14 protein-coding genes and 1 pseudogene are annotated in these 20892 nt (G+C 67.9%); 4 read left to right on the forward strand and 11 right to left on the reverse strand.

The features are described from left to right. Window positions 1–15: 15 nt before the first annotated feature. From Y09_RS16750 to Y09_RS03020, 4 genes are all read right to left on the reverse strand, one after another. Window positions 16–183: a DUF3117 domain-containing protein gene (locus tag Y09_RS16750; protein WP_010551467.1), complete on the reverse strand. Its 168-nt coding sequence runs from the start codon at window positions 181–183 to the stop codon at window positions 16–18. A 248-nt stretch (window positions 184–431) separates the two neighbouring features. Further along, window positions 432–1235 (reverse strand): TIGR00730 family Rossman fold protein, encoded by an 804-nt coding sequence (locus Y09_RS03010; RefSeq protein WP_053916180.1) that lies wholly within the window; start codon window positions 1233–1235, stop codon window positions 432–434. A gap of 47 nt (window positions 1236–1282) precedes the next feature. Next, the gene (dapE, locus tag Y09_RS03015) at window positions 1283–2389 is read right to left on the reverse strand and encodes a succinyl-diaminopimelate desuccinylase (RefSeq protein ID WP_053916181.1); all 1107 of its coding nucleotides are present in this window, start codon (window positions 2387–2389) and stop codon (window positions 1283–1285) included. A 31-nt stretch (window positions 2390–2420) separates the two neighbouring features. Continuing rightward, window positions 2421–4181 (reverse strand): FAD/NAD(P)-binding protein, encoded by a 1761-nt coding sequence (locus Y09_RS03020; protein ID WP_053916182.1) that lies wholly within the window; start codon window positions 4179–4181, stop codon window positions 2421–2423. Between the two features lie 64 nt (window positions 4182–4245). On the opposite strand from Y09_RS03020, the gene Y09_RS03025 reads away from it, so the two are divergent. Further along, the gene (locus Y09_RS03025) at window positions 4246–5142 is read left to right on the forward strand and encodes a hypothetical protein (RefSeq protein ID WP_234695609.1); all 897 of its coding nucleotides are present in this window, start codon (window positions 4246–4248) and stop codon (window positions 5140–5142) included. A gap of 34 nt (window positions 5143–5176) precedes the next feature. Here Y09_RS03025 and Y09_RS03030 read toward each other — a convergent pair whose 3' ends face one another. Then, window positions 5177–6460, reverse strand: coding sequence for an MFS transporter (locus Y09_RS03030; RefSeq protein ID WP_053916184.1), 1284 nt, complete (start codon window positions 6458–6460; stop codon window positions 5177–5179). 128 nt (window positions 6461–6588) lie between these two features. On the opposite strand from Y09_RS03030, the gene dapD reads away from it, so the two are divergent. Further along, window positions 6589–7572, forward strand: coding sequence for a 2,3,4,5-tetrahydropyridine-2,6-dicarboxylate N-succinyltransferase (gene dapD, locus Y09_RS03035; protein ID WP_053916185.1), 984 nt, complete (start codon window positions 6589–6591; stop codon window positions 7570–7572). 33 nt (window positions 7573–7605) lie between these two features. Continuing rightward, on the forward strand, window positions 7606–8553 hold the full coding sequence (locus tag Y09_RS03040) for a hypothetical protein (protein ID WP_053916186.1): 948 nt from the start codon (window positions 7606–7608) through the stop codon (window positions 8551–8553). Window positions 8554–8613: 60 nt separating this feature from the next. On the opposite strand, the gene pflA is transcribed toward Y09_RS03040, so the two are convergent. The 3 genes from pflA to Y09_RS03055 all read right to left on the reverse strand — a co-directional run bounded on the left by pflA (window position 8614) and on the right by Y09_RS03055 (window position 12018). Continuing rightward, a complete protein-coding gene (pflA, locus tag Y09_RS03045) occupies window positions 8614–9465 on the reverse strand; it encodes a pyruvate formate-lyase-activating protein (protein ID WP_053916187.1) in 852 nt (283 codons plus the stop codon). A 76-nt stretch (window positions 9466–9541) separates the two neighbouring features. Next, on the reverse strand, window positions 9542–9793 hold the full coding sequence (grcA2, locus tag Y09_RS03050) for an autonomous glycyl radical cofactor GrcA2 (protein ID WP_010551458.1): 252 nt from the start codon (window positions 9791–9793) through the stop codon (window positions 9542–9544). Window positions 9794–9903: 110 nt separating this feature from the next. After that, window positions 9904–12018, reverse strand: coding sequence for a pyruvate formate lyase family protein (locus tag Y09_RS03055; protein ID WP_053916188.1), 2115 nt, complete (start codon window positions 12016–12018; stop codon window positions 9904–9906). A gap of 940 nt (window positions 12019–12958) precedes the next feature. On the opposite strand from Y09_RS03055, the gene Y09_RS16755 reads away from it, so the two are divergent. Then, window positions 12959–15904, forward strand: coding sequence for an NACHT domain-containing NTPase (locus Y09_RS16755; protein ID WP_148639500.1), 2946 nt, complete (start codon window positions 12959–12961; stop codon window positions 15902–15904). Between the two features lie 530 nt (window positions 15905–16434). On the opposite strand, the pseudogene Y09_RS03060 reads toward Y09_RS16755, so the two are convergent. The 3 genes and pseudogenes from Y09_RS03060 to dapC all read right to left on the reverse strand — a co-directional run bounded on the left by Y09_RS03060 (window position 16435) and on the right by dapC (window position 20891). Next, a pseudogene (locus Y09_RS03060) lies at window positions 16435–17783 on the reverse strand (IS256 family transposase). Between the two features lie 525 nt (window positions 17784–18308). Next, window positions 18309–19664, reverse strand: coding sequence for a citrate synthase (locus tag Y09_RS03065; protein WP_082358602.1), 1356 nt, complete (start codon window positions 19662–19664; stop codon window positions 18309–18311). A 51-nt stretch (window positions 19665–19715) separates the two neighbouring features. Continuing rightward, window positions 19716–20891, reverse strand: a complete 1176-nt coding sequence (dapC, locus tag Y09_RS03070) for a succinyldiaminopimelate transaminase (RefSeq protein WP_053916189.1) — start codon at window positions 20889–20891, stop codon at window positions 19716–19718. Window position 20892 lies beyond the last annotated feature (1 nt).

A 20892-nucleotide genomic window follows, 5' to 3' on the forward strand; every position in this document is an offset into this window, starting at 1 on the left:
CCGGCGGCGAGCTGCTTACTTGATCACGCCCTCCAGGGCGTCCCGCAGCTCCACGGCTTCCGATGCGGCGATCTCGACGACCAGACGGCCGCCCCCCTCGAGCGGGACCCGCATGATGATGCTGCGCCCCTCCTCCACGACCTCGAGCGGACCGTCACCGGTGCGCGGCTTCATAGCAGCCATGGCGTGCCTCCTAGATGTGTCGCTGCCCCTGAGTCGCTCCCCCGGACGGGGCCTCTGGCAGCGCGCGTACGGTGGCCATTATCTCAGGTCTTCGGGAGTGCTCGCACGTCGCGTCCGACGAGTCGTCCGCCGGGGCCGCTCCGGAAGCCCGATCCCGCCGCCCAATCGGCCCGTCGCCACCCCCACCATGAGCACCGCGACCACGAGCGCCACCAGCAGCAGGAGCAGCACGATCGGGCCGACGGCGGTCACGAGGCGTCCACGACCTCGTCCTCCGCGGCAGTGCGGTCCTCCCCCGCCGCCGGGCCATCGTCGTCGCCGCGGATCGCCTCGCCGAGCGCGGCCAGGGCCTCCTCGGCGGTGTCCACCACGCGCACGAGGTCCAGGTCGGCCAGGCTGATCATCCCGCGGTCCACGACCGCCGAGCTCACCCAGTCCAGCAGGCCCTGCCAGTAGTCGCGGCCCACCAGGATCACGGGGAACATGTCGATCTTGTGGGTCTGCATCAGGCACAGCGCCTCGAACAGCTCGTCGAAGGTGCCGAAGCCGCCGGGCATCACCACGAAGCCGCTGGAGTACTTCACGAACATGGTCTTGCGGGCGAAGAAGTAGCGGAAGTCGACGCCGAGGTCGACGTAGGGGTTCAGGCCCTGCTCGTGCGGCAGCTCGATGCCGAGGCCGACGGAGACGCCGCCCGCCTCCTGCGCCCCGCGGTTGCCGGCCTCCATGATGCCGGGGCCGCCGCCGGTGATCACGGCGTAGCCGCGCTCGGCGATCCCCGCGCCGATCCGCCGCGCGCACTCATAATCGGGATGGCCCTCGCCGAGGCGTGCGGAGCCGAAGATCGAGATCGCCGGGCCCAGCTCGGCCAGCGCCCCGAAGCCCTCGACGAACTCCGACTGGATCCGCAGCACCCGCCACGGATCGGAGTGCACCCAGGCACCCGGGGCGGACTCCTCGAGCAGACGCTGGTCGGTGGTGCGGTCGGGCCGCTGGGCGCCGCGCAGCGTGACGGGCCCCTTGCGGTGGTGCTCTCGTTCCTCCGGTGTCATGCCGCGATCGTAACGGCCCGGGCTGCCTCGCGCCCGACCGACCGGGGTCAGGCCCCCAGCAGGTACCGTCGCAGTCCCTCGAGCGCGCGAGTGAGGTCGTCGACCGGGACGTGCTCGTCGTCGGTGTGGGCCAGCAGCGGATCGCCGGGGCCGAAGTTCACCGCCGGGGTGCCGAGGGCCGAGAAGCGGGAGACGTCGGTCCAGCCCTGCTTCGCGGCCAGGGGGACCTCTCCCCCGAGCGCGGCGAGGAAGTCGCGGGCGGCGGCGGTGTCCAGGCCCGGCAGCGCGCCGGGCGCAGAGTCCGTCACCTCGATCTCGAGGTCCAGGCCCGCGAGGACCTCGCGCACATGCGCCTCGGCCTGCTCGACGCTGGTGTCCGGGGCGAAGCGGTAGTTCAGGGTGGCGCTCGCCCGGTCGGGGATGACGTTCCCGGCGATCCCGCCGGTGATCGCGACGGCGTTGAGGCACTCGCGGTACTCGAGCCCGTCGATCACCGCGCGGCGCGCCTCATAGGCGGCGAGCCGCTCGAGCACCGGGGCGAGGTGGTGGATCGCATTCTCGCCCACCCAGTCGCGGGCGGAGTGCGCGGCGACGCCGCGGGCGGTGACCTCGAGCTTCATGGTGCCCTTGCAGCCGCCCTCGACCCCGGCGGAGGTGGGCTCGCCGAGGATCGCGAAGTCGGCCTCGAGGTGTTCGGGGTGCTCGGCGGCGAGGCGGGTGAGGGAGTTGTCGGCCGCGGCGACCTCCTCATGGTCGTAGAACAGCCAGGTGAGATCCATCGGCGCGTCGGCCGCCTCGACGGCGAGCTTCAGCATCACCGCGACCCCGCCCTTCATGTCGCAGCTGCCGCGGCCGACGAGCTCCTCGCGGCCCTCGCGGATGCGACGGGAGGAGGGGAGGTTCGCGGCGACCGGGACGGTGTCGAGATGGCCGGCCAGCAGCACGCGCCGGTCCCGGCCGTGATGGGTGCGGGCGATGACGGTGTCCCCGTCGCGCAGCACCTCGAGGTGCGGGGCATGCGTGCGCAGCGCCTGCTCGACGGCGTCGGCGAGCGCCTGCTCGTTCCCGGAGACGGACTCGATGTCGACGATCGCGGCGGTGAGGTCGACGATGTCGGCCGAGGGGTCCAGGGCGGGGGCGGGGCGCGTGCTCATGGGCGCCATCGTGCCACGGCCGGGAGCCGGCTCACTCCGCGGCGAGCGCTCCCCCGGCGCGGGCGAGGCGCACCGCGACCGCCTCGGCATGGCGCAGCAGCTGCGGGGAGGTGCCCGGCTCGGCGGTGATCGCGGAGCCCGGCTGGGCGGTGGAGACGGGGACTCCCACGAGCAGGCGCCGCTCGTAGACGGTGTCGTCGGTGCCGATCGGGGCGTAGAGCCCGTCGACCGCGATCGAGCCGGTGAGCATGCGGCGGCGGGAGCCGCGGGAGGCCCAGTGGTCCTTCTGCGCCTCGCCGCGCTCGCGCCAGGCGCCGAGCAGGGCGGAGCGGTAGGCGGGCAGGTCCACGGGCGGCAGATGCGCCTCGAGCACTCCGTCGCACAGGGTCACGGACCCGTCCCCGCCGCGCACCGCGAAGCGACCCGCCTCCTCGTCGATGTCCAGGTGCATGCGCGGGCCGGTGAAGCGCACCAGCCCCGCCGCCTCGAGCGCGAGCACCTGCCGAGCGCGCAGCACGGGCGGGCCCGAGGCCCAGGAGGCGAAGGCGTTGCGGAGGTGGCCGTCGATGTCACGGCGCACCGACTCGGTGGTGTACGCGCCGAGGTCGATGAGGCGGTTGACCTGCATCCGCAGCGCGATGAGCACCCGGTGGACGAGCACCCATGCGGGATCGGGCGCGGTCGCGGCGGCGAGCGCGGAGGCGAGCACCTCGCGGGTGCGGCGGTGGGCGTCGGCGCTGTCCCCGCCTCGGCGGCCGAAGGGGAACAGCAGGTGGATCAGCGCCTCGTCGCTCGCGAGTTCGGCGTGCCCGGCCCCGCGCAGGGCGCGGCGCAGCTCGGCGAGCATCAGCGGCATCACCTCCCCCTCATGGTCCACCCCGGCCGAGCGCACTGCGAGCTCGAGGACGCGCTCGCTGGTGAGGACCTGCAGCGGGTAGGGGATCAGCTGCTCCTGCGGCAGGTCGGGCTTGGGGCGGTAGACCATGCCGGAGCGGGAGCCGATCACGAGCACGGGCTCGGCGCCGCCGGGCACGTAGCGAAGTCCCGCCTCGGTCTCCGGGGCCTCCTCGAAGCGTCCGCCGGCGGCGGCGGTGAGCATCCCGATCGCGTCGTAGAAGTTCAGGCCCATCCCCTGCACGGCGACCGCCTCGCGGCCGAGCAGGGCGGCGTAGTCGACCTCGAGCGGGCTCGCGGGGCCGAGGTGGACCAGGCCGTGCCGCTCGGCGGCGTCGGCGAGCTGCTGGGAGCGGGGGCCGAGCGCGGTAGGCAGGTGGCCGAGCGCGAGCGCGACCGCGTCGGCGCGCAGCACGCGCCCGTCCGAGAGGCGGATCCGCTGGGGCCCGTCGGCCGGGCCGGTGACGTCCACGGCCTCGGCGGGGTGCAGCACGATCCGCAGCCGCTCGGGGTCCGCATCGGCGAGCGCGGTCTCGAGCACGTGCGCGAGATAGCGGCCGTGCGCGGCGCGGGAGGCGAAGTCGGAGGGACCGAGCCCCTCCGCTGCCAGGTGGTCGGCCAGGCTCTCGTGGTGCGGGACGGGCAGCAGCGGATGGCAGGACTCGTCCGGGTACAGGGTGGTCTGGCAGGTGGTGGTGTTCATGAGCAGCACCCCGGGCTGGTCATGGCGCCAGACGGCCCCGCCGCGCCCCACCTGCGGGTCGACCAGGTGCACGGTCAGCGGCCCCTGCCACGCCTCCGTGGTCGACGCCGCGACCAGCCGCTCCACGATCGCGGTGCCCCGAGGGCCCGCCCCGATGACGACGACGGTGCGGACGGGGTCGGCGGCGTGGGTCATCCCCCCAGTATGCGGCGCGGCGCGGAGCCTTCGGTCCGTGCGCGCCGTCTGGGACGATGTCCCCATGTCGTCGACGTCGCCGAGACACCTTCCGCCGCGCGCGAGCTCCGGACCCCTCACCGGGGTCCTCTTCGGGCAGGCCGCGCGGCTGCGCGCGGTGGTCAACGCCGATCTGCTGCCGCGTGAACGCGCCGCGGCGGATGCGCTCGTGCTCACCGCCTGGCTCAGCGCCGCCCAGCGCGAGCGCTATGCGCCCTCCCTGCGCGCCCCGGGCTCCGTCGAGGAGTTCGCCGAACGCCTGGCCGACGAGCGCCGCGTGGTACTCGAGGAGGGCGCGGACCCGGTCGCGGACGAGGTCGGCGCCGCGGCCGAGGCGGAGCGAGGAGCACGGCAGCTCCCGCTGCGGCTCCTCGAGGGGGCGCTGCTGCTCGGCGCGCTCGTCTGCGTGGTGCTCACCGTGCTGCGGAGCCTGGACGCCGCGGATCTCACCTGGCACCTGGCGGCGAAGTCGGGTCCGCTGCTCGGTGGGATGCTGGCGTGCCTCGTGCTCGCCGCGGTCGTCGGCGCGGTCGCGACGCGCCGCCGGGACCGGGCGCTGCTGGACTGGGCGGTCTCCCGTCCCGGTCAGCTGGGGCGCGGGCTACCGCTGCGCAGGCCGCTGCAGGACGAGTCCGCGGGGCCGGTCGTCCTAGGATCCCTGGGCCCGGCGCTCCTGCTCGGCGCGGGCGTCCTCGCGATCGTCGCCGGCGCCGCGGTGCTGCTGCTCTCGCTCATGCTGCGCGCCGAGATCGTCGCGACCGAGCAGGCGCCGGCGCTGCTGATCGGCGGGGTCATCGCCCTGGTCGCCGCGACCGCGGCGGTGTACCTGGGCGGGCGGCGCCGGGAGCGGAGGGCGCGACGGGTGCGGGCGAGCGAATGGATCGGACCGGCGCCTCTGGACGAGGAGCCGCCGGCAGTGTGAGCCATGGCGCGGTCGGGGAGGCAACCTCGTCCCCTCATTCCGGGACGGAGTAGCCCCTCTCCCGGGCGTGGCGCTCCCAGCGGGAGGAGACGGGCAGGCGGCGCAGGTCGCGGGCGAGCAGACCGATCACCACGCCGAGCGCGAGCACCGCGGCGAAGAGCAGCAGCGTGGTCGTGCTGCCGGCGATCTCGAGGCCCCAGCCGGCGAGCGCGGGCGCGAAGGTCATCACGCCGAGGGACACCAGGCGCATCAGCGAGCTGATCCGGCCCTGCATCGCCACCGGCGTGATGTGGGTGAAGAACCCCTGCCCGGAGGCGTTGAAGGCGGGCAGGCCGATCCCGATCGCGGTGTAGCACAGCGCGATCCACACCATCGAGGGCGCCACGGGCAGCAGCACGCCGACCAGGGTCATCAGGGCGACGGGCGCGATCGCGAGCACCCCCGTCGGCACCGTGTCCACCAGGCGCGGGGCGAGGAAGGCGCCGAGCAGGATCGAGGCAGCCAGCGCCGTGTTCAGCAGGCCGATGCGGGAGGCGGGCACGCCCTGGTCCGCGAGGTCCAGCATCACCGTGAACAGCAGCCCGTTCGCGCCGAGGTTCACGGCGGAGGAGACGGCGAGCATCTGCAGCCGGATCGGCTGGGTGCGTATCCAGGCCAGGGCCTCGCGGAGGTCGTCGATCACCTTCGTGGGCGGGGAGCCCTCGACCCTCGGCCGGTAGCGTCCGCGCATGCTCAGCGTCGCGAGGACCGAGCCGACGTTCCCCAGCAGGTGAACGAGCGGCGGGAACACGATCGACAGTCCCAGCAGCGCGCCGCCCACGGGCCCGGAGGCCATCTCGACCGCGGCCTCGCGGCCCTGGTTCACCGACACGGCCCGCGGCAGCTGCGTCACGGGCACGATCTGCTTGAGCATGGCGTTGGAGGCGCTGCCCAGCGCCGTCTCCCGCAGACGGTCCAGGAAGGCGAGCGAGGCCAGCAGCACGGGACCGGCCCATCCGCCCAGCAGCACCACGACCAGTGCGAGCTGCACGACCGCGCCGGTGATCCCGGCGAGCAGGCGCAGCCGGCGGCGCCCGATCCGGTCGGCGAGCAGGCCGCCGGGGATGAGACCGACGACCGCGCCGAGTCCCTGCACCAGGGCGACCAGCCCCGTCGTGCCGAGGGACTGGGTGACCATGAAGGTGATCAGCGGGAAGGCGAAGGCGCCGATGCCGGTGCCGATGTCGAGCAGGAGGTCGCCGAGCAGCCACCGCAGGTACTCGCCGTTGCGGTGGAGCGGGGCATGGCGGGGCGCGTGCGCGTCGTCGCCGTCGGTCATCCGCTCACCGCTCCCCCGGACATCGCGGTCCCTCCCGCTCGGGGCGTCTGGTGCCCCGCGGTGTGCTCTTCGCCGCGCCCGGACAGGCGCATGCTCCCCTGCTGGGTCAGGATTCGTAGACTCGGCCCATGACATCCTCGACATCCGAGTCCACCGTCACCGCCGCCTGGGGCATCGCGCTCACGACACTCGGGGCGGACGGTTCCGTCCTCGATGCATGGTACCCCTCGCCGCAGCTCGGCGAGGCTCCCGCTGACCCCGCCGGCCATCCCCTCCACGCGCAGCTGGTCGCCGCCGCGCAGGCCGACGAGGTGCGCGGCACCACCCAGGAGGTCGTGGTCCGCGCGATCGACCTGACGGCCGCCCCGGCCGATGCGGCCGACGCCTACCTGCGCCTCCATCTCCTCTCCCACCGCCTGGTCCGCCCGAACTCCCTGAACCTCGAGGGACTCTTCGGGTCGCTCACCAACGTCGTGTGGACCTCCGAGGGGCCCTGCGCGGTCGCCGGCTTCGAGGAGACGCGCCTGCGCCTGATCGCCGCGGGCCGCACCCCCACAGTGCTCAGCCTCGACAAGTTCCCGCGCATGGTCGACTACGTGCTGCCCGCCGGCGTGCGGATCGGCGACGCGGATCGCGTGCGGCTCGGCGCGCATCTCGCCGAGGGCACCACCGTGATGCACGAGGGCTTCGTGAACTTCAATGCCGGCACCCTCGGCGCCTCGATGATCGAGGGCCGCATCTCCCAGGGCGTCGTGGTCGGGGACGGCTCCGACGTGGGCGGCGGCGCCTCCACCATGGGCACCCTCTCCGGCGGCGGCACCGAGCGCGTCAGCATCGGTCGGCGCTCCCTCGTCGGCGCCGAGGCCGGGATCGGCATCGCCCTCGGGGACGACTGCGTGGTCGAGGCGGGGCTGTACGTCACCGCCGGCACGAAGGTCGAGCTGCTCGGCGAGCCCGGCGCCGAGGCCCAGGGCCCGCACGTGGTGAAGGCGCGGGAGCTCTCCGGGGTGCCGAACCTGCTCTTCCGCCGCAACTCGCTGACCGGTGCGGTGCAGGCGGTGGCCCGCGCGGGCCAGACCGTCGAGCTCAACGCCGCCCTGCACAGCAACTGAGACGCAGCATCTGAGAGACGGAGGACCGCGAGGATGGCAGCAGGCTCCCGTGCGCGCGGCCGTGCGCGCGGCGGCGTCGGCCGTCACCTCGCGGTCCCTCTGGTCATGGTGCTGGTCTTCGGCGGGATCGCGGGCGGCAGCTATCTCGCCCTGGAGCGGTACGGCTCCCCCGCCCACGAGGGCACGTGCGTCGCCTCGGGGCTCGGCACCAGCCACCGCTACACCACCGATCGGGTCGCGAACGCGGCGCTGATCAGCGCGACGGCGGTGGATCGGGGCATGCCGCCGCGGGCGGCGTCGATCGCGCTGGCGACCGCGTACCAGGAGTCGCAGCTGCAGAACATCGACTACGGCGATCGGGACTCGCTGGGCCTGTTCCAGCAGCGGCCCTCGCAGGGCTGGGGCACCGAGGAGCAGATCATGGATCCGGTCTACGCCTCCAACGCCTTCTTCGACGTGCTCGAGACCTACCCCGACTACACCAGCGCCGACATCAACGACATCGCCCAGCAGGTGCAGCGCTCCGGGCATCCCGAGGCGTATCGCGACCACGAGACCGAGGGTCGGCTGTACGCCTCGGCCCTCACCGGCCAGTCCGGCGCGAACCTGCTGTGCACCCTGGACGAGGTCGGTGCGACCGCCTCCCCCGAGCAGCTGCGCGGCGAGCTCGCGCGGCAGTTCCCCCGCGCGACGGAGTCCGGGCGGGTCACATCGTCGCTGGACTCCGCCGCCGGGGCCGCCCCGCAGGTGCCCGAGGGCGCCGGCGCGACGGCGCTCGTGCTCGACCCGGGCGGCGACGAGACATTGGGCTGGTCGCTCGCGAACTGGGCCGTCGCCCGTGCGGCCGACGACGGGGTGGTGCAGGTCAGCTATCGCGGCCGGGTCTGGGACCGCACCGCCCACGGCGAGGAGGCCGGGGCCTGGGGCAGCGCCGAGGGCGGCGATCCCGAGCGGGTGGTCGTGCTGGTCAGCGGCCGCTGAGCGCCGCGGATCGGGACCCGGCGCACTGAGCGCTCGCCCCGGTCCGAGGATCGCTCGGGCTCAGTGCACGGTGAGGCCGCGGGCGCGGAACTGCTCTCGCACCCGTTCGACGACCTCCGTGGACGGCGGCTGCGCGTCCCGCAGCCGGTACTCCATCCCGAGCACGTCCCACTTGTCCTGGCCCATGTTGTGGAAGGGCAGCACCTCGACGCGCTCGACCACGTCCTGCCAGCGCTCGACGATGTCCGCGACCTTCTCGACGTTCTCCGCCGCGTCGGTCCACTCCGGCACGAGAACGAAGCGGATCCAGATCGCGATGCCGGCGCGGGCGAGGCGGTCGCCGAAGTCTATCGTGGGCTGCAGCTCCCGGCCGGTGAGGCGCTTGTAGCTCGCCTCGTCGCCGCTCTTGACGTCCAGCAGCACGAGGTCGACGTCGGCGAGCAGCTCGTCCTTCGCGACCGCGCCGAGATACCCGGAGGTGTCGATCGCGGTGTGGATGCCGAGCTCCGTCGCGGCGCGCAGCACGTTGCGGGCGAAGGCGGGCTGCATGAGCACCTCGCCGCCGGAGAGGGTGATCCCGCCGCCGGTCGCGCGGAACACGCGGCGGTAGCGGCGCAGGAGCCGTTCGATCTCCTCGAGCTCGACGTCCTGGCCGCGCCGCATCTCCATGGTGTCGGGGTTGTGGCAGTAGACGCAGCGCAGCGGGCAGCCCGCGAAGAAGATCGTCAGCCGGGTGCCGGGGCCGTCGACCGCGGTGACCAGCTCCCAGGAGTGGATCGAGGCGAGGCGGCCCTCCCGGATCGCGGCGAGGCGGCCGCTGCGGTCCAGCTCCGCCTCGGCCATCCCGTCGATCCCCGCGCCGGCCCGCCGGTTCCGGGCGGGCCGGCCCAGCAGGTCGATGCTCTGCGTCATCTGCGCTCTCGTCCCCGTGCTCGCTGTGCTCTGTCTGTTCTGTGTGCTCTGTGCGCCGGATGCGCCCGCGCGCCGCTCAGGCGCCCTGGTGGAATGTGCGGTCCAGGACGTCGAGCTGCTGCTCGCGGGTGAGCTTGACGAAGTTCACCGCGTAGCCGGAGACGCGCACGGTGAGGTTCGGGTAGTCCTCCGGGTTCTCCATCGCGTCGACGAGGGTGTCCTTGTTCAGCACGTTGATGTTGGCGTGGAACAGGCCGGTCTCGGCGTTGTTCGCGGCCCGGCTCGCCTTCATGGAGGCGAGGCGCTGGTCGAAGGTGGGGGTGGTCATGGGGTTCTCCTCGGGGTGTGCGGTGCAGGTTCGGGGGTGGATGGGCTGGTCCGGCGGGGCCGCCGGGTGCCGGCCGGCCGATGGGGCGCGTCGGTCGGCCGGTGCGGGGCTCACTCGTCGTCGATCATGAAGCCGGCGTCGAGGATGCCGACCAGGTTCGTCACCTGCTCGTCCTTGGTGCGGCCGAGCCCCTGCGGGGTGATCGTGTTGGTCAGCGAGATGCCGTCCAGGGCGTCCTCGTAGTCGAGCTTCCCGACCGAGAGCATCGAGGCGACCATGCCGTGGGTGTCGGCGCCGTTCTCAGGGTTCGCGCCCGGCGAGAACGGGGTGCCTGCCCGGTGCCCGGAGGGGAAGGAGCCGGTCGCCTTTCCGTAGACGACGTTCGAGGTGATCGTCAGGACCGACTGGGTCGGGATCGCGTCGCGGTACATCGGGATCGCCTTGATCTTCTGCATCACGGTGTGCACGATCGTCGCCGCGATGTCGTCGGCGCGGTCGTCGTCGTTGCCGTACCGAGGGAACTCCCCCTCGGTCACGTAGTCGACGACCAGGCCCGTCTCGTCCCGCACCGGGGTGACCGTCGCGTAGCGGATCGCGGAGAGGGAGTCCGCGACGATCGACAGGCCAGCGATGCCGCAGCCCATGGTGCGCACGATCTTGCTGTCGTGCAGCGCCATCTCGATCGACTCGTAGGCGTAGCGGTCGTGGCTGTAGTGGATGATGTTCAGCGCCTCGACGTAGGTGCCCACCACCCAGTCGAGCATCTCCTCGTAGCGCTGCCAGACCTCGTCGTAGTCCAGCGGGCCCTCGCCCGTGATCGGGGTGTGCAGCCCGGGCTCGGTGACCTGCTTCCCGGTGACCTCGTCGCGGCCGCCGTTGATCGCGTAGAGCAGCGCCTTGCCGGCGTTGACGCGGGCGCCGAAGAACTGCATCTGCTTGCCGACCCGCATCGGGGAGACGCAGCAGGCGATCGCGGCGTCGTCGCCCCAGCGTTCACGGATCTGCGCGTCGGACTCGTACTGGATCGAGGAGGTCTCGATCGAGATCGCGGAGCAGAACTCCTTGTAGCCCTCAGGAAGGGACGGGTCCCAGAAGATGGTGATGTTCGGCTCCGGGGCGGGGCCGAGGTTCCGCAGGGTCTGCAGCAGGCGGAAGGACGTCTTCGTGACCAGTGGCCGGCCGTCCTCGGCGAAGCCGGCATCGGACCAGGTCGCCCAGTAGGGGTCGCCGGAGAAGATCTGGTCGTAGTCGACGGTGCGCAGGAAGCGGACGATGCGCAGCTTGATCACGAGCGCGTCGATGATCTCCTGCGCCTCGGACTCGGTGAGGGTGCCGGCGGTGAGATCCCGCTGGATGTACACGTCCAGGAAGCCCGAGAGGCGGCCGATGGACATCGCGGCGCCGTCCTGGCTCTTCACCGAGGCGAGATAGGCCATGTAGGTCCACTGCACGGCCTCCTGGGCGGTCGCCGCGGGGCGGCGCAGGTCCAGGCCGTAGATCTCGCCGAGCCGCACCAGCTTCGCGAGCGCCTTGATCTGCTCGGCGTGCTCCTCGCGGTAACGGGCCCAGTGCTCGGAGAAGCCGTGACCCGCGACGGCGTCCTTCGCGGCCTTCTTCTCCGCGATCAGGAAGTCCGCGCCGTAGAGGGCGAGGCGGCGGTAGTCGCCGATGATGCGGCCGCGGCCGTAGGCGTCGGGCAGGCCGGTGATGATGTGGCTGGAGCGGGCGGCGCGGATCCGCGGGGTGTAGATGTCGAAGACGCCGTCGTTGTGGGTCTTGCGGTGCTTGGTGAAGATCTCCTTGATCCGCGGATCGGGCTCCTTGCCCGCCTCCCGGATCGCAGTCTCGACCATGCGCCAGCCGCCGCTGGGCATCATGGCGCGCTTGAGCGGCACGTCGGTCTGGAGGCCGACGATCACGTCGTCATCCTCGCTGATGTACCCGGCGGGGAAGGCGTCGATGTCGGCGGGGGTCTCGGTGTCGACGTCGTAGACGCGCCGCCTGCGCTCCTCCGAGAGGTAGGTGCGCTCGAGGTGATCCCAGAGCCGGAGTGTCTTCTCGGTGGGGCCGGCGAGGAAGGAGGCGTCGCCCGAGTAGGGGGTGTAGTTGCGCAGGATGAAGTCGCGCACGTCGATCGTCTCCTGCCACGGGCCGGGGGCGAACCCCGCCCAGGCGTCGCCCGGGGCGGTCTCGGCGGCGGGACGGTCGGTGGTCGCGGTGCTCATGACGGCTCCTGTTCGCGGCGCGGACCCCCGGCGCGGGTCCCTTCGTGGATGACTCCACGCTAGGCACCGCCGAGGCCCCTGACCGGGGTCGAAGGTCCCCGGCCGCGCGGGGCCCGGCTGCCGGACGGGGCATGCCTCGGCCGGCCGGGACGGAGGTCCCGGCCGCGCAGGTCAGAGCTCCGCCTCCGGGCACGGCGGAGGGCCGGGCCGGGCACGGCAGAGGACCCGTGCGATAGGTGATCGCACGGGCCCTCGCAGGTCCATGGAGCGGAGGCCGACGGGCCGCCCGGAGCGCTCAGCTGCGCTGCTTGTCCATCTCCACATTCAGCTCCGCGAGGCGCAACTGGCTAGTTCTTGGATACCACAAATCTTGACCGAAGTGAGCCAGCCACAAACTAACGTTTCCACCTAGATGTCAAATGGTTCGCACTTAGACCCCAGTACTACCGACACGAGTATTTTTCCCGTGGGCTACCATGGAGGGCGACACCGGGAACACAACATCCAATGCAGGAAACTGTACTACATAGTTCACTCGACTTAAATAAACAGCCAGTCTCAACACTCGCCATATAAGGGCTCCCGACAGATTGAGCGACTAACACTTAAAGGCCGCCGAAACAGCTCCGCCAGCAGACTTCTACTCACCCGGCGTACGTCAGCCTCGACAAATAGCGGCACTCTATTAAACCAGCTGCGACGAAACAAAAACTACATCATACGCGACCACCGGGACCGCGCGCCGTCGTCAGCGACGCCGTCTCCGGCACCCCTGAGCGACCACAGGACGAACTTTGATGCTCGCAGCACGCATGCACCATCGGAGGTCACGCCGCAACGCCCAGTCAGCACGCGCCACTTCACCGAACCTGGCTCCCACGCAAGGCTTCACAGGTACCCTCGTGACATCATCAACGGATCGAGTCGCGACGGAGCCATCGTGGACACCCTACTCTCCCCGCTATTAGCTTCAGCAATTAAGCCCGCATTTGAAATCGCTGGAAGTAGAATCAAGAGAACCGTCAATCGGCGCCGAAACGGCACGGTACTCAAAGATCTTGACCTTGCCTCCACTTTTGACACTTCCGTAATATCTGAGAGGGTCTCAGGGCTCTCGACTGTAGAATCGTTGCCATCCGATCTATCAATCTCACAACTGAAACATGTTCTGGCGGGCCCGAGGGCGCAAGGAATAATCGGAGAGATACTCGCACACCGGATTACCGGCATTGATCCTATATACATCTCGACAGTGCGTGAGCAATTCTATATACTGCTTGTCGAAGCACTTCATTTGCCGGACTCCAAGGACTCTCGTAAGACTACGGACCTGCTGGTCGACGAGCTAGATTTCTTGTGTGAACAGGCTGTAGAGCGTATTCGTGCAGGCGACCCAGATGCTTTTCAGTCACTCAGGGATGCCGGGCAACTAAGGTTACTTATAGAGACCGCTAATGCCTCAAAACGCCACCTGGAGCACGTGCGCAAATATAAGCACGAGGTACTACCAAGCGAACATCAAGAATGGATCGAGAACTATCGAGATCAACTAGTTGCTGCTCACGGTCATATTTATCCACCAAATATCGACGACAGGCAAAAAGTGCCAATCGAGGACATCTATGTCGCGCCTGAGATCTCTCAATCCGAAGATGGAAGCTATCGGACAGTCCGGGTAGCAGACTATGTAAACACGATAGACCGAACGGTCCTACTTGGCGACCCCGGCGGCGGAAAATCAACAATGACGGCGGCCATCACGACCCTGCTTGCGAAGGAAAGCTCAAGAATACCGTTCATAGTCACTTTGCGGGATTTTGCACGTGAGACTAACCTTGATCGGAGCATCCTCGCCTACATAACATCACAACTGGAGACGCAATATCAATGTCCAGCCCCAGTAGGCGCAGTAGAGTCCCTGCTACTCACTGGTGAGGCGTTCGTCATTTTCGACGGGCTAGACGAGCTGCTCGACTCTTCTTTGCGAAGAACCATAAGCGAAAGAGTTGAGCTATTTAGCAGCCGGTATCCCCTTTCAAGGGTGTTGGCTACTTCGCGCATCGTTGGGTACCCCGAGGCTAGGCTGGACCCTCAGTTTTTCACAACACACATCATTGGCGGATTCAGCGAATCTCAAGTTGCAGAGTACTCCCGCAAGTGGTTTACATTTGCCGGTGCATTTCCGGGAAGCGACGTTGAAACTGTCGCGGATACCTTCCTCTCTGAGAGTAATCAGGTGCCAGATCTGCGGCGTAATCCACTGATGCTATCGCTGATTTGCATGATCTACAGAGGCCAGAACTACATTCCAGAGAATAGGCTTCGAGTACTTGAAAAATGTGCTGAACTTCTTTACAATCGTTGGGATCGAAGTCGAGCTATTATCGTGGATTTCCGCGCCTCCGCTCACGTGGACGACGCCCTAAGGCACCTTGCCTACTGGATGTACAGAAGCCCAGAAGCGATCGAAGGTGTCACAGAGAGAGAATTAATTAGAGAGTCAACTGATTTTCTCTCTGGAAAGTATCGCACACAAGGCGAAGCTTTGGAAGCGGCAAAAGAATTTATCAGCTTTTGTAAGGGGCGTGCGTGGGTATTCGGCGAGGCAGGAACGACTCCGACTGGGGAAGCTATTTTCAAGTTCGCACACCGTACATTCTTGGAGTACTTTGCCGCACACGAACTCACGCGGAATTCCGACTCGCCTGAGGAGGTTGCGTCCGTTCTGTTGAAGCACATCTCTAAAGCCGAATGGGATGTTGTAGGTCAGCTATCTGTACAAATCGTCCACGAAAAGACACGAGACGGAGCAACTCGAGTACTACTTCGATTACTAAGAGACGGCCGAAGGCGCAAGCTCATTAATCAACTGAACATTCTTGCATTCGTAGGGAGATGTTTATCGTTCTCACCAGCGTCGCCAGATGTCTCCAAGCTATTCATTCAGAAGTCAGTTGCAAATCTTCTGCGGCAATTGCATGAGAATCCCTCAGACCCGCTCGTAACTGAAGCCCTCGATGCGCTTCAGAATATTCATCATGATCTGCTTGAGTATAGTGAAAGAGATTTGCGTACGGAAGTTGAATGTTTGCTCAGCTCGGACGACGAAGCCGCGCGGAAACTTGGTCGGAGCATTGCTGTGTCCTATTTCAAGTTCAATTCGGAACAATGGAGTTCCAAGCACGCAATGTCCTGGCAGAGGTGGAGCGAATCGGTTATTAGAGACAATGTCTCTTCAATCAAGACGCCAGAATGCGAAGCGATCCACCTTCTAAGCCTGCAGGAGCTACGTCTAGCGAACTTCGAGGAGGTGCTCTCGCGGGCTGCTGGCGGTGGCCACCTAATTCGAGGGTTGTTCCAAATGCTACCGGAACCCCTTCTCCATTTCTTCGTCATTCCTTTGTCTGATCAGATCCTCCGAGTCATTTTCACGCCTCCTCATCATCGTACGTGGAGCGAGAATCACGTGTCGGAGACTCTCCAGCGACTCGATGCAATATCAGATCTAAATATTCTGAATGTCACCAACCTGCCGGCCGGTGACTTTATCAACAAACACAACGAGGCCATTCGACCGAGTTCGTCTCTCATCTTTCCTCGGGACGAGAATGGGGGGGCGGTCGATTCGTCGATCGATTTCAATGAGTTGCTCAATAATCGTGGCAGGTACTGGGTGGTCGCAGCATTGACTATGATTCGATTCGAGATTGATGTCGCATCCAGTAGGAGGGCAGAATGGCCTGGCTCTTCGAACCCGTTTATATCGGCCACTCGCGCGCGTTCCTCCGGAGGGACGCCACCCATGTTTTTTTCTTCCCCGCTTAGCCCATCGGAAGTAGAGTTCATGACGAAATGGATGGCCGGTACGCGGAATTGTATTGCGTAGTCGGCGAAAGTGTCAGGCGAGACTACTTAGTGGCCGATCTCAGGACGGAGATGTGGCCTAATTGAAGTCGAGGTTTCCGTGAGGAAATTTTTCGTAGAAACAGGCAGAGCGGTTGCGATGGGCGAAGGTCTTGCGGCTTGAGTCGAGCATGGAAGGGCCGAGTAGGGTCGCGTAGATTCGAGTACTTCCAGTCGTACGATCTTCTTCAGGATGCTTCGGGAATCGTGTCGTTCGAGAAGTTGAAGGAAACTTATTCTTGAAGCGCTCGACAGCGTTGGATGAAGCACCTCAGCCTTCGCTCAAGAATTCTGCGTGAGCCGGAAGGAGGCATACGGGTTTGCACGAAAGGAGGGAAACTACGGGCGCGGAAAGACTGGCGAGGTCCACTTCGAAGGAGTGTTAAGTATGACATGTTGGGTGATTACGGGATGCGTCGGTGCGAGGCTAGTGACCGCATCGGCGTCGACATTCGCGCAGCGCGGGACTGGGGACAGAGGGGGCCTGTCAATTTGTCTGTGTAAGCGGGGTGTTCACAGGTAGGGGGTGATCCGGTCGGGGTAGTCCGCGGCGAGCTGGGCGAGGGCCTGCTTCCAGTTCGTGACGACCTGGCCCTCGACGAGCCGGCCCTGGCCTTCCGCTCGTTCGCGGGCTTGCCGCGGTCGCGGGCGCGATCGGCGGCGCGCTTGTCCTCGATGTTGCAGATCGCGAGCCAGAGCAGCTTCGCGGCCGCGTCCGTCGAGGGGAAGTGTCCGCGGTTCTTCGTGACCTTCCGCAGCTGGTAGTTCAGCGACTCGATCGCGTTGGTCGTGTAGATGACCTTCCTCAGCATCGGCGGGAACTGGAGGAACGGCACGAACCGATCCCGCGAGTTCTTCCAGGTCATCGCGGTCGAGGGGTACTTCTGCTTCGGGGGCGAGGTCTCGAACTCGACCAGCGCCTTCCAGGCCGCGTCCTCGCTCGCGGCTATGTAGATCGGCTTCAGCGCGGCGGCGACCTTCTTGCGGTCCTGGTAGGCCACGAACCGCGTCGCGGCCCGGATCAGGTGGACCACGCAGGTCTGGACCATCAAGTCCGGCCACGTCGCCACGACCGCCTCCGGCAGACCCTTCAGCCCGTCGCAGCACACGATCAGCGCGTCTCGCACTCCGCGATTGGCGAGGTCAGCGCAGACGTGGGCCCAGAACGCCGACCCCTCGGTGTCCTGGACCCAGGTCCCCAGCACGTGCTTGATCCCGTCGAGGTCCACGCCGACCGCGATATAGGCGGCACGGTTGATGACCTGGCTGTTCTCCCGGATCTTGATCCGGATCGCGTCGAGGTAGAGGACGGGATAGAACTCCTCCAGCGGCCTCGCCTGCCACGCGGCGACCTCCTCGAGCACGGCGTCGGTGACGTTCGAGATCGTCTCGTGCGACAGGTCCGTGCCGAGCGTGGACGCCAGGTGGTGCTGGATGTCCCGGATCGTCATCCCGCCCGCATAGAGGCTGATGATCATGTCATCGAGCCCGCCCAGGCGCCGCTGGCCCTTCGGGACCAGGCGAGGTGTGAACGAGCCTGCACGGTCCCTGGGGACGTCCAACGCGATCGGCCCGACCTCGGACCGAACCGTCTTCGGCGTCGTCCCGTTACGCGAGTTGGCGTGCTTCGATGCGCCCTCGGAGCCCTTCTCGTAGCCGAGATGGCTACTCAGCTCCGCCTGCAGACCTCGCTCCAGCGCGGCCTTGACCAGCGCGGGTACGAACCCGCCATCCCCGGTCAGCTCCACCTCGCCGGCGTCGATCTGCTCGAACAACGCATCCAGCTGCCCGGCGGCCTTCAACTGCTCGACCAGGTCCTGGCTCGAAGGCCCACCCGGCGTCTTCTCGTCGGTCACGGTCATGATTCTTACCGTTCCTCTCGGTACGGCTTACACAGACCTTCTGACACGCCCCTTCGGCGGACACACGGCCGAGGAACTCTGGGACGTACTCACCGCTCTGATAGGCACCCTGCGCGCATCTGCGGGTGTCACTGTCCTAAGATCCGGGCACCGAGCTTGCTGGCCAGAAGCCGGTCAGCATATTTACCGGCGTCCCAGTGTTCTTCTTCGACCCGCACTCATCCAGGTAACGAAGCAGCTGCGAGAACACCAACGGGCTCCTTCGCAATTAGCTCCCCCAGAGCACCAATTTGCCACCCTACGGGCCAGAGGATCTCGAACATATCGCCCGCTAGCTCAACGGCGGCCCCCGCAGGGCACTCGACTGGGATACCCCCAGCCGAGCCACTACGTGACCTATTGACAACCGCATAACCATCAGGAGTCGTAAGGCCTCCAAGAAGGCACAGCCTCAGCAATCACCGATCAGTGATTGTTGACACTCCAACTGGGCCCAGTGCAATCCGCTAAGACTCTCCCGACCGCTCAGCTGCGCTGCTTGTCCATCTCCGCCTTCAGATCCGCGAGGCGCAGCTCGCTGGTGCCGGTGCGGTCCTGCATCGCGGTGTACGGGCGCTCGGCCTCGCCGGTGTAGATCTGGCGCGGGCGGCCGATCTTCGTCTCCGGGTCGTGGATCATCTCCTGCCACTGGGCGATCCAGCCCGGAAGGCGGCCGATGGCGAAGAGCACCGTGAACATCTCGGTGGGGAAGCCGATGGCCTTGTAGATGATGCCGGTGTAGAAGTCGACGTTCGGGTAGAGCTTGCGCTCGACGAAGTAGTCGTCCTTCAGCGCGATCTCCTCGAGCTTCATCGCGAGCTCGAGCCGCTCGTCCTGCACGCCGAGGCGCTCGAGGACGTCGTCGGCGATCTTCTTGACGATGCGGGCGCGGGGATCGTAGTTCTTGTACACCCGGTGGCCGAAGCCCATCAGGCGGATCCCGTCCTCCTTGTTCTTCACCTTCTCCATGAAGTCGCGGGGATCCATGTCGCGGGCCTGGATCTCGTCGAGCATCTCCATCACGGCGGCGTTCGCGCCGCCGTGCGCGGGGCCGGAGAGGGCGCCGATGCCGGCGGAGATCGAGGTGAACAGGTTCGCCTGCGCGGAGCCGACCAGGCGCACCGCGGAGGTGGAGCAGTTCTGCTCGTGGTCGGCGTGGAGGATCAGCAGCTGCTCCATCGCGCGCACGATCACCGGGTCCGCGATGAACTCCTCGACCGGGAAGCCGAAGGTCAGGCGCAGGAAGTTCTCGATGAGGGAGAGGCGGTTGTCGGGGTAGAGCAGCGCGTGGCCCTGCGCGATGCGGTGCGCGTAGGCGGCCATCGTCGGCATCTTCGCCAGCAGGCGCACGGAGGAGATCCGCACCTGCTCCTCGTCGAAGGGGTCCAGGGAGTCCTGGTAGAAGGTCGACAGGCCCGACACCCCGGCCTGCAGCACCGCCATCGGGTGGGCGTCGCGCGGGTAGCCGTCGAAGAGGTGCTTGAAGCGCTCGTCGAGCAGGGTGCGGCGCTCGACCTGGGCCTCGAAGTTGTCGAGCTGGCCCTTGGTGGGCAGCTCGCCGTTGATCAGGAGGTAGGCCACCTCGAGGTAGCTGGACTTCTCCGCGAGCTGCTCGATGGGGTATCCGCGGTAGCGCAGGATGCCCTCGTCGCCGTCGATGTAGGTGATCGAGGACTTCGCGTTCGCGGTGTTCATGAAGCCGGGATCGTAGGTGACCTGGCCGGTCTCCTTGCGGAGCGGACCGATCGTGATGCCGGAGTTGCCCTCCACGGCAGGGACGACCGGAAGATCGAGGGACTTCTCCCCGAGGGTGAGGTGGGCAGACGTCGTGGCGTGATCCATGGGCTCTCCGTTGTGCGTGGTCGGATCGGTCCCGGCGCGGGGCCGGAGGTGTCAGGAGCGCTCGAGGCGCTGGGCGGCGGCGGCGATCCGCTCGTCGGTCGCGGTGAGGGCGACGCGCACGAACCGCGCTCCCCCCTCACCATAGAACATCCCTGGTGCGACCAGCACACCGAGGTCTGCGAGGCGATCGACCGTGGCCATCGAGTCCTCGTCGAAGGTGGTCCACAGGTACAGGCCCGCCTGCGAGCCGTGGATCGTGCCGCCCGCGGACTCGAGCGCGGGGGCGAGCTGCGCGCGGCGGGCCCGGTAGACCTCCCGCTGCGCGGCGGGGGCGACGTCATCGGCGAGCGCTGCGGCGAAGGCCGCCTGGACGGGGCCGGGCAGCATCATCCCGGCCTGCTTGCGCACCGCGACGAGCTCGGCCACGAGCGACGGGTCCCCGGCGACGAAGGCCGCGCGGTAGCCGGCGAGGTTGGACTGCTTGGACAGGGAGTACACGCACAGCAGACCCTCGAGGGAGCCGCCGTTCACCCGCGGGTCCAGGATCGAGGGGACCTCGTCCACGGTCCAGGGCAGCAGCGCGTAGCACTCGTCGGAGGCGACGACGATCCCGCGCTCGCGCGCCCAGGCCAGCAGCGCGGCGAGCTGGTCGACATCCAGCACCTCGCCGGTCGGGTTCGAGGGGGAGTTCAGCCACAGCAGCCGGATCCTGCTGGCGGAGGACGGGTCCGGCAGCGCGGCGTCGCCCTCGGCGGCCAGGCGCGCCATGTCCACCGGCAGCGGCCTCGCGCCGACGAAGCGGGCGCCCATGTCGTAGGTCGGATAGGCGATGTGCGGGAAGGCGATCGCATCGCCCGCGCCGAGGCCCAGCTGGAAGGGCAGGTGCGCGACGAGCTCCTTCGAGCCGACGGTGGGCAGCACCGCGTCGACCCCCAGCGCGGCGGGGGCCGCACGGTGGCGGCGGACGAAGTCCACCAGCGCCTCGCGCAGGGCAGGGGTGCCGACCGTGGTCGGGTAGCCGGGGCTGTCGGCCGCGTCGGCCAGCGCCCGTTGCACGGTGGCGGGCGTCGGGTCCACGGGGGTGCCGACGGAGAGGTCGACGAGCCCGTCCGGGTGCTGCGCGGCCCGCTCGCGGGCGGGCACGATCGCGTCCCAGGGGAAGGCGGGCAAGCGCGCGGCGAGGCCCTCGCGCGGGACGGGGCGGGCGGCGGAGTGCGTCGGCGCCACG

The sequence above is a fragment of the Brachybacterium sp. SW0106-09 genome, from assembly GCF_001293905.1.
GTDB lineage: Bacteria > Actinomycetota > Actinomycetes > Actinomycetales > Dermabacteraceae > Brachybacterium > Brachybacterium conglomeratum.

What these genes read in the sequence shown, in the direction of transcription:
- Y09_RS16750 (WP_010551467.1), bottom strand. Translation starts at nt 183, where the DNA reads ATGGCTGCTATGAAGCCGCGCACCGGTGACGGTCCGCTCGAGGTCGTG.
- Y09_RS03010 (WP_053916180.1), bottom strand. Translation starts at nt 1,235, where the DNA reads ATGACACCGGAGGAACGAGAGCACCACCGCAAGGGGCCCGTCACGCTG.
- dapE (WP_053916181.1), bottom strand. Translation starts at nt 2,389, where the DNA reads ATGAGCACGCGCCCCGCCCCCGCCCTGGACCCCTCGGCCGACATCGTC.
- Y09_RS03020 (WP_053916182.1), bottom strand. Translation starts at nt 4,181, where the DNA reads ATGACCCACGCCGCCGACCCCGTCCGCACCGTCGTCGTCATCGGGGCG.
- Y09_RS03025 (WP_234695609.1), top strand. Translation starts at nt 4,246, where the DNA reads ATGTCGTCGACGTCGCCGAGACACCTTCCGCCGCGCGCGAGCTCCGGA.
- Y09_RS03030 (WP_053916184.1), bottom strand. Translation starts at nt 6,460, where the DNA reads ATGACCGACGGCGACGACGCGCACGCGCCCCGCCATGCCCCGCTCCAC.
- dapD (WP_053916185.1), top strand. Translation starts at nt 6,589, where the DNA reads ATGACATCCTCGACATCCGAGTCCACCGTCACCGCCGCCTGGGGCATC.
- Y09_RS03040 (WP_053916186.1), top strand. Translation starts at nt 7,606, where the DNA reads ATGGCAGCAGGCTCCCGTGCGCGCGGCCGTGCGCGCGGCGGCGTCGGC.
- pflA (WP_053916187.1), bottom strand. Translation starts at nt 9,465, where the DNA reads ATGACGCAGAGCATCGACCTGCTGGGCCGGCCCGCCCGGAACCGGCGG.
- grcA2 (WP_010551458.1), bottom strand. Translation starts at nt 9,793, where the DNA reads ATGACCACCCCCACCTTCGACCAGCGCCTCGCCTCCATGAAGGCGAGC.
- Y09_RS03055 (WP_053916188.1), bottom strand. Translation starts at nt 12,018, where the DNA reads ATGAGCACCGCGACCACCGACCGTCCCGCCGCCGAGACCGCCCCGGGC.
- Y09_RS03065 (WP_082358602.1), bottom strand. Translation starts at nt 19,664, where the DNA reads ATGGATCACGCCACGACGTCTGCCCACCTCACCCTCGGGGAGAAGTCC.